Below are 11,586 nucleotides of genomic sequence, written 5' to 3'. Positions count from 1 at the left end.
TTTATGCCCGTCAACATGGATGAATACAAAGAAAAACAACGGAAACAACAAATAGCTACCTTAGAAAAAAAACTCGCTAAATTAACAAACCAAGCAGCATGATTGAGCTCGGTGAAAGAAGTTATATAAAAGTGGTGAGTTTCAGTGGATGAGTTGAGAGTTGAGCTTTCATTACCCCGATAGGGGTTGATGTCGAATAGCCCGGGGTGACACCCCGGGCTCGGCCCTGGTATGGTGGGGTTGTATGAATAGCAATGTTGACCAGTTCAAATGCAAGGCTCAGATAAAATCAGAACCCGCATTTGCTAGTAGCCGTTAATTTGAATATGAATTTCTTGTTTTTTGTTTTTGGGAACAGTATTGACTGCTCTACATACTCGAATGCAAATAGTCTTTTAGCTGGGTGATGGTTTCCTGTTGTGAAAGGATGGTTTCTTTAACTACATCGTTTATTGAAATGATGCCTATAATCATTTCATTTTCAAATACTGGTAAATAACGGATATTTCGGTCCGACATGAGTTTCATGCAATAATCAATGCTGTCATTTGGGGTCACTCTTGGCAGGTCATCAGACATGATTTCGGAAACTTCGGTATGGGTAGATGATTTTCCCTTCAGAATCACTTTTCGTGAGTAATCCCTTTCAGTCATGATTCCTCTATACTGTCCGTTTTCCATAACCATTACTGACCCGATATTCTGATCGGCCATAATTTTCAGTGCCTCGATTACTGTCTCAGTTGGGGCCACTGTGGTGATGTTGCTGCCTTTTCTCAAAAGGACATCAGTTACTTTTCTGTTCATATGGAATATTTAGGTGGACAATCGTATAGGAAATTACAAAATATAATTTGTAATCCAAGATTGTTATTAACATACCTAAAGCATCCGGTCAGATGTTGATAAATGCCTGTCATAGGGGGTTTGGATTGACCGGCCCAGTCCAACCCATAATTCTTAATTCGGTTTTGATATCTAAGCCAAATCGCTGTTACTGAATTATTCACGCAAAAAAAAATCAATATTCTTTCTTAAAATTTCCTTGGAATGAATTCATACTGTATTTTCGCGCCGGAGAGCTGGCAGAGCGGTCGAATGCGGCGGTCTTGAAAACCGTTGAAGCGCAAGTTTCCGGGGGTTCGAATCCCTCGCTCTCCGCAAATCAATAAATATCCCGCAGCAGCGGGTATTTTTGTTTTTGGAAGTCCTGGGCAAGACGGACAACCAAAAATGTCACTGGGCGCAGTTAACGGCCCTTACTACTTTGTTAAAAATACCCTGGCCATAAGATTGCCTGTGCTGCTTGTATATATTCGTTAAGCCAAACACCCAGCAATTTCGTTAAGCTAACACCCCGCAATGAAACAAATCCTGATCTTCCTGCTAATGTCGGCCATGCTGGCAAATGTTCTTTCATGCAAAAAGAAAGATGTACTGGCAGGGATTGATAAGGTTGCCCTCTTTGCTGATCCTAAACAGGAGGAACTGGACTTTGTAGAAATCGCCTGGAAAAAAAGAAATCTTACACCTGAGAACGTTAAGATTGAGAAAACACATGTAATTAATAGTAGTCTCAATCTCCATATCATCTCTTTTGGGCTATACGGCAGTCTGCAATATGCCGGAGTACTGGCGCCCATTACGCCAGCGCCTTTACCCGTTCACATATATGTATACGGATTTTCGTTGGAAGATCCCAGAAGCATTCAAAACTTCCGGATTTCTTCAGACACTGCCAATCCGCCCTTTATTTATGTAGTACCTGCTCTTAGGGGACAGTCTTTAAGACTAACGGTTAATAACATTGAATACACTAGCCCTGTGTCACAAGGAACAAGAAATGATGCTTTTGATGGCGCTGCAGATGATGTAATTGCCTGACTCAATTCAGTTGGAACTGCATTTACGCAGGCAGATACCAAAAAAGTAATAATACAGGGAGGGAGTCGGGGAGGAACAGTGGCATTATTGGTCGCCGAGCGGGATAAGCGGGTGAAACTAACGGTCGGCGTTGCTTTTCCCAGTAATCTCCTCACATTGACTGCTGCGCATCAAAATGACCCTAGCTACAAATTTCAGTTCCTTGATGCTTTAATCAATCAAAATTCGACTCCTGAAGAAACACGACTCCGGATGCTTGCCAGTTCGCCACTGTATTTTTGCCATCACCTGCCAAAAACACAAATTCATTATGGACAGAAAGATGAAATAACACCTGCCTCCCAGGGTCAGATGATTTTGAATGCCATGAAAAATTTAGCGCTTGAAGGGAATATCGAATTATTTATATACCCGGACCGCAACCATTCCAACATTGGCGACAACAACCCTGAAATGGAACAACATATTCAACAGTTTTTTGGCGAACTGTAGTGTGTGCGTCGATGATCAACTTATTATCTGATGTCCATTAAGAGTGCCGTAAATTTTTAATTTTGCCATTTCTTATTTTACGAACTCTGATTTCTGAGACGGCTGCAGAATCGGAATTATGAATTATACCGATCGGTATAATCACATCTTTAACAATATTTACTACCAGGTTTGAAAATAATGTTTTCGACTACTGATCAGCGTTACCCTCTTCAAGGTTTTCATGATTTTCACCACCGAGACTGTAATAGTTATTTTCTTCGTCCTCTTCGCCAATGGATTCATTGGCATCATCTAATTCCGAGCCGGGGATATCTAAATCACTACCGTGCGTTTTATTATTATTACTCTTTCGCGCATTCCCGGAATTATCCAATTCATCAAGGGGTAATTCTTTTCCCCTGTTGTAAATATCATCACCACTTTCATAAACTGGTAAGGGAAATTTTTCATCTTCTTCATTGCGATCTGGTTCATTGCGATCTGGATCAATGTGATCTGGTTCATTGCGATCTGGTTTATTGGGATCTGGTTCATTGCGATCTCCATTCTTTTTATTTTTTGCTTGCATAAATATTTTATTTTAATAGTTGTTTGCAACAATTTCTACGCCGGAGCATTTCGGCTTAACAAATTGAATACTTTTTTTCATTTCTTTAGAAAATTTCTTTGCACTTTAAATTTATGGCTAAACCAGGTTACCATCAGGAACGACAAATGCCAGGTCGGCCAAATGCTATTTAAACCGGACATTTTAAAGATTGAATGGCACTGTTGTACAATCGCTATCGGTTAAAACAAAGAACGAATCTAAGACTTGAATTGCAACGACAGGAAATTGAGAAAAAAAACCAGTCTTTACATCTCCTGGTGAATGAAAAAGAATGGTTGTTAAAAGAGATTCATCACCGGGTAAAAAACAACCTGCAAATGGTTATGAGTCTTTTAAACTCCCAATCAGCGTATATTACCAAAATGGAAAGTTTACTATTGAAAATAGTAATGGTACTACTATTAAAATATCCTTTGTGCATGATAGAATCAGGGTTTATAAGGAAGGAACTTCCTCGTCTATGCTGCCGACTGATTCAATAACTATGAAGGGTTCAATACGTTGATTTCCTGAACATGGTAAAATGTACCGATCGGTATATTTAAAAATATCGCCCGGAACCCTTTGCAATGATTAAAGCAAAAATCTTTATCTGAAAATAAAGATGATTTGATTTTCAGTAATTATTGAAATATCAATAGTTTTTCCCGCGATTATTCTGTATAACAGATTGACAATAAAACTTTTACAAGACTGGTATAGTAGTTGGCGGAAACTCCTTGTTCGCCAGACATTATTAACAATAAGAACAAAGTTTTATGTCACAATCAGATTTAAAAGGAATTAACGAAATTGTATTAGGTCAGGGTGCTGACAAAAAATTAAACCAATTATTATGAAACAAACATTGAGACAGACAGACAAAGAAATACAATCGTTTAATATGCCCTGGGAGGAAGAATACGGTTATGCCCAGGCCGTTATCAGTGGACTAGCCCTCCCGGGACAGCTTATTGAAATTAAGATTGTAGCAAGTTCTTAATAAGTAGTTCGTTGCTCTAATTAAATAGTCATAGAACCATGAATAGTTATAAAATTGCTGTGCTTGTAGGAAGCCTCAGAAAGGAGGCTTATAGCAGAAAAACAGCCAACGCGTTGATTGCGCTCGCCCCACCTTCTTTATCATTAGAAATATTAAGCATTGGCGATTTGCCCCTATACAACCAGGACCTTGATGATTCCCCGCCTGAGCAATGGACAATATTTCGAGAGCAATTGAAATCATTTGACGGTGTGCTTTTTGTAACTCCTGAGTATAACCGGTCTGTTCCGGCTCCATTAAAAAATGCCATTGATGTTGGTTCGCGACCTTACGGCGCAAATGCCTGGGACGGCAAACCAGGAGCTGTAGTGAGCGTAACCCCTGGTACGATTGGTGGATTTGGCGCTAATCATCACCTACGTCAATCCCTTGTGTTTCTTAATGTACCTGCCATGCCACAGCCCGAAGCGTATATAGCCGGTGCGGCAAAATTGTTTGACGGAAGCGGACAACTTACCAATGCTTCGACCGGCGCCTTCCTGAAAAATTTTATGGAAGCTTTTGCCAGGTGGGTGGACCTTTTGTTAAAAGTGTAAAAATTTTGAATAGAACTTTGCACGGCTTTAAAAGTTCTTTTCTGTCGTTGGGATTATACCATTCGAAATTTAGTCCTCTCGTCAACTTTTTAGGAGCAGGGTTTTCTATTATTGTGCCATTTACTCTTGTCATGATGCCAATCTCTATCTATCTGGGATGGTTAAGATAGGGAAGTGATGGGGTTTAGAGGAGGAGCGTCTATTAAAACAAAAACCCTGTTCTGATAGTAAACGTATTCACTTCAAGGGACGAAGCGTAAGCAAGGTTAATCGCCATGGTGCTGTAGGGAATAAAATAAATCCCCCCACCATAGCCGGTATGCAATGTATTTGAATGCTCATCCTTTATCCAAACCCTTCCATCGTCAAAAAACCCATAGATCCCGAATGCACCCCGGAACACATATCCTCTTAGGTCGGTTATTTTCCACCGAATGTCGGTATTCTGGTAAAAACTGCTTTGACCCGTAAAACGTGAACGCCAATATCCGCGTACTGTCTCAGCTCCGCCAATGGTATTGGCCTGGTAGAATTCAAATTTTCCACTATTGATGCCAGTGCCGGTGCGATGCGCCAAAGTAACATTTTTTAAAGGGCTGAGATAAAAAGTGAAACTGCCTTTGATCTGGATGAAATCACTTTTTGTTTCCTGTAAATTGACAATATACCTGGCACCGGCATGCAGGACTATTCCTTTCGTGGGGTATTTTATGTTATTGGCTGTGTTGAATTTATACGACAGGCCAACACCTCCAAAGTATTTTCGGTCGAATACCGAAGAATCAACACCGGCACCGGGTTGAGTGATAAACTTATTATAACCGGGCTCCACTTTAACGGCGTTGAATAAAAGATCTGCTTTTAGATAATGCTGGCTCCATGACCGGCTTATACCGGGTTCCAAAAGTATAGATCTCGCCTTAACGCGGTAAAATGATCTTTCTTTAGTGACCAGTTCAGTTTCATTTCCAAATCCATAAAAATTGACAACGAAGGAAGGCGCTTTGTAATTGGCTGTCATCTCCAGGTCCCATTTTTTAAAAACGTTTTTAAACAGACCATGATAATTTACATCCACGGCGCTGGTGGCGGCGGCATATTTTACAACAAAAGTTTGTTGCCAGCTGAAAGGATCTTTATTCCAACGCATTTTCTTGTATGTTAATCCGGCTCCGATCACGAGCCCGTCGTCAGGGTTATATCCAGGGATCAAAAGGGGGCGCCACCAGTCATACCGGAAGCCGGTTGGGTGGAAATTAGTAACAGCGGTATCGCTGGTTGCACGGTAGCGAAATTTACCAGGTGTCAGAGGCTGGTCTTCTTTTGTATCATAAATAAAGGTTCGGTTCGGGATGTTCCCGCTGTCGGAAAATTGATCGTTTCCATCTCCGCCAAATGCACGAATAAGTATGTGATCATGAAACCTTCGTTCATCCTTGAACTGGTCATTACCATTCAGTGCATAGAGATTGATGATTTTAGTTACGTCGTGTTGAAATACCCGGTGAAACAAGGTATCCTGCGTTACCTGATGATCTTTTATCGCAAGGATCGTTACTGATGCTGCTTTTTTATTTTCATCGCGGATGATAAAACATTCAGCCTTTTCCGTTCCTGTGATGGTTACCTCCTTATTCAGGATACGATAATATTTCATGCCATAATTCAGCATATGATCCCTGCGGGCCTTTAAACGCCCATATAAAAAATCGCCCGACAGTCCATTTATTACAGGTGGCAGGGCCTGCAGGGATGCTCGGATAGTGGTATCCGTTAGTTCCTGTTGAAATGCCGTGATACTTTTCTCCCAATCAGCTTTGCTGAGCTGGTTTGTGAATGCCCGGTCCAAACGTGTCGCGACCAGGTTAATGCCTATCACATCTTTGACGGTTTTATCCATGTTTTGCAAGCTACGCAGCGCCCAGGGCCTGGATAATAAATACAAATTCACCCCATCTGTTTTGGAAAACGACTGGTCCCTGTCCCTTGCAAAGGCTATATAAGATATTTTACTTTCGCTTTTTTTGCCGACCCATGTCCATTGGTCCTGGTGACGATCCCAGTCATTGATCAACATGTCGAGGAGGCGGACCTTTAAATACGCTCCCTGGTCGACCTGGTGCGCAGGAGAGGCCTCCAATTGTTCCAATAATTTTTCTGAATTGATGATTATATCAGCTTTACCTGTTAATACATCCTTTTCCCATCCTTTGCCGGAAGGGCGTTCTTCAAATAAAAATAATTTGTTTGCAAAGTCCGCGCGGAAATTACCCAGCAGTGGATCATCGGGTACAAAGACCATCCGGGGATTTGTGTGCAGGATGTTGAGAGATTCGGATAACCGGGCGATCACCGGGGGACTATAAGGATGAGCAGTAGAGATCTGGTCATTTATGATATCGTGTATAAATGTTCCGCGGAATTCCTCCGGCAATATGGACTCCAGGTTTTTGTCGAGGCTGCGTAACACATATTCTTTTCCATTAGCACCCAGCAGCCGAAGTGTCCTTGTCTGATGTCCACCCCCTTCTTTTATCGGTGTTAACCCCCCCGCTGTGGAGGCCATTTCAAACACGGGAAATTCAACTGTTGTTATCCACTCCTCGCGCCAATGCTTGCCCCACCATAATTTTTTCCAGCTTGAGGCTGCAAACTGTTTGCCCGCCGGCATACTCACATTTTTATCGCCGCCTGTCAGGTTTGCTTGGAGATGCATATTCACATTATTATAACGGCCTGGCAAGTTTCCTGGGAGATGCCTATTACCCGGCTGTGCAAAACAAGCTGTTGTAATAAATAAAATTAATCCTAATAGTGGTTTCATTTTTTTGCTGTTTGAAATTGTCAACGATACCCCAGCGATGTGTCTGTCATTTTCATGGGTCGATGATTCAAGGATGCACGCAAAAATATTCCCGTACCAGGCAGGTGTCAACAAGAAAACGGGCAGGCGGACGAAGTTGACTTTGAACCTGCCAGCTATTAAAATGAATAAATCGCGCTGAGTGTTATCGCGCTCCTGCGATTAACCATCCAAATTTCGCACGAAATCGCTTCAAATTGAATATAAAAATTTTGTGCGTGATTTATTACTGAGTCGAATAGCTGGCTTGGTACAAAAACCTTGAACTCGAGATTAGGAGATGTCGAATTTAAAAACGGCTACCCGACAGACGACGCTATCAAAAAACTGTCTGATTCATTGTTGTTTACACGGGCTATTGAAGTATATCTTGATCAGATGCATGCCGTGTCATGGTATAATGTCTGGAAAGGGGTTGCCACGGCCGGTACCGCGATACCGACTTAAATGGTGATCTGGGAATCACTAATGGATTCTGAGACATTATTGCTTACCGGAAATACAGAAACTGTTTACGGACTTGCCTCATTCGATTTAAGGCGTGACGGACCGGTGGTTGTGGAAGTGCCGTCCATGATGCTCGGTGGCATTAATGATATCTGGCAAAATGAAATTTCCGGGATTGGCCCAACCGGCCTTTATTTCTTCAATATGCCATTTAATTTCTTTCGTGTTTCCGGATACTCTTTTATAGTTAGTGCCTTTTTAAAACCGCCCGAAGTTTTCACGAAATTACTGTCGTTCATCATGGGGTCTTTGTCAACATGGGTTGGTGTCAGATCCCTTGTCCTGTCTGTATTAGGAATGCCGACCACTATCATTTCAGGACAAAGGGTGTTCCCGTTGACGGAGCTTAATTGCTGTATCATTCCAACTACGGAGTAAAAATGTGCATCTCCATCTAACAGATAAACAACCGGGTATTTTGCTTTCGCATAGATATCCTGCGATCCGGCATTTGGTACATAGACCCAGATCTTTCTTTCTTCGTTTAGGATTTTTGACTGGAGCTTGTCAATATTTCCCAGTTCAATTTTGGTGTTAGTCTGGTTGTCACCTGTACAACTGTATAAGACAAAAAATAACAGGTAAGAAAGTAATTTTCTCATATTTTATTATTACAAAAGTTATCGGCTCCTTAAGCCGGTTTGCAAAAAGGATTTTTTATTGATTGTTTGCGCTTTGAGAAATTAAGGTTCGGGCTGGCACTATTAAGATAACATAAAAGTAAAAGCTTTCCATTAATTCATAATCAGAATCATTTTCAGGTTAAGCTTAATTGGATGATTCAGGCCAGGCGAATAAGGAAAAACTGGTTTCAAGATAAATCACTGAAGGAGATGAAGAACGAAACTCTGCTACTTATATTTAACTTATCTGTTGCTTGATTGAAAAGCTGGTTTGCTTTTTAGCATACCAGCACTATTATGCGACAGCTTTTGGTCGCTTCTTCGCACCGTTGGGAGCGGTATTGTGCCTTTTTGCGGCTGTGTCCCGTGGTTAATACCTTTCGTTATGCCGTTATTTGCTATTGTCTCCGATCGGCTTTTTTGCCCTGATCAGCTTTGTTAGGGTTTCTTCCAGCGCTGGTGTTTGTTCTCCCCTGATCGGCTTCAGTAACTCGGACCACGGTACGAAGGCCGCGCAAAGGCACAATGCCGCTCCCAACTAACTCATCCACTTGGGGGAATATCATACCAGTCATAACAATACAGTTGTTTTGCAGATTGCCGAAATTGTTAAATACTTTCAAATGCTGTCAGTTATATTAAATATCCGACCATCTACTGAATTCCTCTTAATCAATTTCAATCTCTTCTTATTTTGCGACCTTTCTTATCCGCCAAACATAATTTCATGCAACTAAATATTAAACCATATCGCTGATAAAATTACTTAGCCAACATGCCATTAAAGTGGTCTATACAGCCTGGATATTTTTTGGAGTCGGCCTCGGAATGGCGTTGCCTGTCATGATAAAAGACGGATTCTTATCCACAATGAAGTAAATACAAATGAAACTATTCCTGGTTGCAGGCTTGCTCATCATTATAATAAGTGCACGCAAAATAGCGTTTAGAAAGTCCGGAACAGTACAGGCGGAGGCAGACAGGGACCTGGTAAGATCTGCAGTTTGTTTCAACAGACTTGCAAAAATACGCAGGGGCTTTGTACCCGGTAAAGAAAATGGCAAATGGGGTTATATCAATAATAGGCTGGAGATGGTGATAATTTCTTACAAACATAATTTTGAATTTACTTACTATGAGTGCATCCGTTCAACGTCTTAAAATTGGGGAAGGAAAAATAAGCGGCTATTCATCGATATTCCTGGGTCTGCTTTCTTTGATAGGTGTTATTTGTTTTAAATATCCAGAGTGGTTAACTACGCCCCAGTTTAGAGAAGTCTATACAGGCGAGTCAATGAAGATTGTTCTAACGGCAACGATCATCGCTTCTTTCCTTTTTGCCCTGGTAAGTTTTATGCTCAGTAAACAAAAACAATGGGCCATGACAGGGCTGCTGCTATGCACCGTTGCTATTGTTTTTGGAGGTCTGCAGGTGCAGGGTCGTTCAGTAGAAAAAACAAGCTGGCACCTCGGCGTGGATTGGTTATTGATCGATCTCTTGCTGATGGCAGTGATCTTTGTTCCAATTGAAATGGTATTCCCCCATAACAAAAAGCAAAGCAAATTTCATGAGGAATGGAGAACCGATCTTCTCTATTTTGTGGTCAGCCATCTGTTCATCCAGTTTTTTGGAGTAATCACGCAGAAGCCGGCAAAGCTATTTTTTGGATGGGTCGGTTTATCGGATATTCAGCATTGGGTGCAACAGCTTCCATACCTGGTTGAACTTTTATTCGCATTCTTAATTACAGATCTTTTTCAATACGCTGCACATCGTTTTTTTCATTCACATACTTATCTGTGGCGATTTCATTCCGTGCATCATTCCACCCAAAATATGGATTGGCTGGCCGGATCGAGAACACATTTCATAGACATTTTTGTTACCCGGTCCATGACTTTTATTCCATTATATGTTTTTGGGTTCTCGGAGATAACCTTCAATACATATATCATTTTTATGGCTATTCATGCAGTACTTATTCATGCGAATACCAGGATAAACTTTGGATTTCTAAAATATATTTTTGCAACACCACAATATCATCACTGGCATCATTGCGAGGATCCAAAATATTATGGTAAAAATTTTGCGACAATATTCCCTTTTATCGATAAGATATTCGGCACTTATTATTTACCAGGCAACACATGGCCAGAAGGCACAGGGCTTCGCGAAACGAGTTTCCCTAAAGGATATATGAAACAACTTGTTTATCCTTTTACCAAAAGTCCTTTTGACGATGATATTGATATGGAAAATAAAACTACCAGGTAGATTTGTGCCCAGCGTCAAAAAGACCAAAGTGGGCTTGTTTATTCTGTCAAAGGCTTTCTTCCTACAAATCTTACTACAGAACCTTTCCCTTTGTGAAAGGTTCCCTCATTCAAGATAATTTCTACCTCCTCCAGGATTGATGGTTCATAATTTTCAAAGTCAGCATTTAATTCCGCTACAGAAAACAACATGTTAATATCTTTGGGTCCACCCACTTCCGGATTTTTACTGTTAAGTTGTAAATGTTGTTTGCTGAAAGCTTCAAAAATAATTATCCCTCCCGGTTTCAGATAACTGGCTAGCTGTTTGTGATGCGAAGATTTCTTTTCTGCTGAGAAATGGGCATATATCAATCCGATAACATCAAATGACTCCCTTTCGAAACTAAGTTCACCAGGATCTCCTACGAAATATTCCATGGCGACCTGGTTCTCTTTTGCAAGCTCCAAAGCCTTGGTTTTTCCAGCTTCACTCAGATCAAATGATGTTACTTTCCATCCAAGTTTCGCGGCAAAAACTCCATTCCGACCTTCGCCATCGGCCGGCATTAATATAGATCCGGGTTCAAATTTTTGCAGCCATTCTTCAAAGAACAAATTAGGAGCTTCACCATAGGCATGTCCTTTTTCTTTGTATCGTTTTTCCCAACTGTTTTTATATTGTTCATCCCATGACTGGTTCATATGTGTAAATTTAGTTTTTTAAGAGCGTTATTTCATGGCAATCTGGCTGCAAATTATCAGTCTTA

12 protein-coding genes, 1 tRNA gene and 2 pseudogenes are annotated in these 11,586 nt (G+C 41.0%); 11 read left to right on the top strand and 4 right to left on the bottom strand.

All coding sequences use genetic code 11. The annotated features are described in order from the left end of the window. Positions 1-369: 369 nt before the first annotated feature. Positions 370-807 (bottom strand): CBS domain-containing protein, encoded by a 438-nt coding sequence (locus VK664_RS07285; RefSeq protein WP_461397968.1) that lies wholly within the window; start codon positions 805-807, stop codon positions 370-372. A 269-nt stretch (positions 808-1,076) separates the two neighbouring features. On the opposite strand from VK664_RS07285, the gene VK664_RS07280 reads away from it, so the two are divergent. The 7 genes and pseudogenes from VK664_RS07280 (at position 1,077) to VK664_RS07250 (ending at position 4,567) form a co-directional block, all read left to right on the top strand. Then, positions 1,077-1,161: transfer RNA gene (locus VK664_RS07280), tRNA-Ser, on the top strand. A 201-nt stretch (positions 1,162-1,362) separates the two neighbouring features. Next, positions 1,363-1,884 (top strand): hypothetical protein, encoded by a 522-nt coding sequence (locus VK664_RS07275; protein ID WP_461397967.1) that lies wholly within the window; start codon positions 1,363-1,365, stop codon positions 1,882-1,884. 27 nt (positions 1,885-1,911) lie between these two features. Beyond that, a pseudogene (locus VK664_RS07270) lies at positions 1,912-2,376 on the top strand (alpha/beta hydrolase family protein); the annotation flags it as partial. A gap of 180 nt (positions 2,377-2,556) precedes the next feature. Then, positions 2,557-2,949 carry a pentapeptide repeat-containing protein gene (locus tag VK664_RS07265; RefSeq protein ID WP_461397966.1) on the top strand — a complete coding sequence of 131 codons (393 nt, stop codon included), beginning with the start codon at positions 2,557-2,559 and terminating at the stop codon, positions 2,947-2,949. Positions 2,950-3,141: 192 nt separating this feature from the next. Beyond that, entirely contained in the window at positions 3,142-3,471 is a 330-nt protein-coding gene (locus tag VK664_RS07260) for a histidine kinase dimerization/phosphoacceptor domain -containing protein (RefSeq protein ID WP_461397965.1), read from the top strand. Positions 3,472-3,824: 353 nt separating this feature from the next. Beyond that, on the top strand, positions 3,825-3,971 hold the full coding sequence (locus VK664_RS07255; RefSeq protein WP_461397964.1) for a hypothetical protein: 147 nt from the start codon (positions 3,825-3,827) through the stop codon (positions 3,969-3,971). Positions 3,972-4,009: 38 nt separating this feature from the next. Continuing rightward, positions 4,010-4,567 carry an NADPH-dependent FMN reductase gene (locus VK664_RS07250; RefSeq protein ID WP_461397963.1) on the top strand — a complete coding sequence of 186 codons (558 nt, stop codon included), beginning with the start codon at positions 4,010-4,012 and terminating at the stop codon, positions 4,565-4,567. A 202-nt stretch (positions 4,568-4,769) separates the two neighbouring features. Here the strand turns inward: VK664_RS07250 and VK664_RS07245 are convergent, their stop codons facing one another. After that, positions 4,770-7,283 (bottom strand): BamA/TamA family outer membrane protein, encoded by a 2,514-nt coding sequence (locus VK664_RS07245; protein WP_461397962.1) that lies wholly within the window; start codon positions 7,281-7,283, stop codon positions 4,770-4,772. Between the two features lie 408 nt (positions 7,284-7,691). Between VK664_RS07245 and VK664_RS07240 the strand changes: the two genes are divergently transcribed. Both VK664_RS07240 and VK664_RS07235 read left to right on the top strand, forming a co-directional pair. Next, entirely contained in the window at positions 7,692-7,877 is a 186-nt protein-coding gene (locus VK664_RS07240) for a hypothetical protein (RefSeq protein ID WP_461397961.1), read from the top strand. Next, positions 7,878-8,048: pseudogene (locus tag VK664_RS07235) on the top strand (DUF1254 domain-containing protein); the annotation flags it as partial. A gap of 20 nt (positions 8,049-8,068) precedes the next feature. Here VK664_RS07235 and VK664_RS07230 read toward each other — a convergent pair. Further along, positions 8,069-8,539, bottom strand: coding sequence for an alpha/beta hydrolase-fold protein (locus tag VK664_RS07230; protein ID WP_461397960.1), 471 nt, complete (start codon positions 8,537-8,539; stop codon positions 8,069-8,071). Positions 8,540-9,445: 906 nt separating this feature from the next. Here VK664_RS07230 and VK664_RS07225 point away from each other — a divergent pair. Then, complete coding sequence (locus tag VK664_RS07225; protein ID WP_461397959.1) at positions 9,446-9,721, top strand: hypothetical protein; 276 nt, start codon at positions 9,446-9,448, stop codon at positions 9,719-9,721. Then, on the top strand, positions 9,696-10,838 hold the full coding sequence (locus VK664_RS07220) for a sterol desaturase family protein (protein ID WP_461397958.1): 1,143 nt from the start codon (positions 9,696-9,698) through the stop codon (positions 10,836-10,838). The genes VK664_RS07225 and VK664_RS07220 overlap by 26 nt, the downstream gene beginning before the upstream one ends. A gap of 38 nt (positions 10,839-10,876) precedes the next feature. Here VK664_RS07220 and VK664_RS07215 read toward each other — a convergent pair whose 3' ends face one another. Continuing rightward, a complete protein-coding gene (locus VK664_RS07215; protein WP_461397957.1) occupies positions 10,877-11,521 on the bottom strand; it encodes a class I SAM-dependent methyltransferase in 645 nt (214 codons plus the stop codon). Between the last annotated feature and the right edge of the window lie 65 nt (positions 11,522-11,586).

Source organism: Flavitalea sp. (assembly GCF_035489435.1).
GTDB lineage: Bacteria > Bacteroidota > Bacteroidia > Chitinophagales > Chitinophagaceae > DATHKG01.
This window is presented reverse-complemented; position numbering and strand designations above follow the sequence as displayed.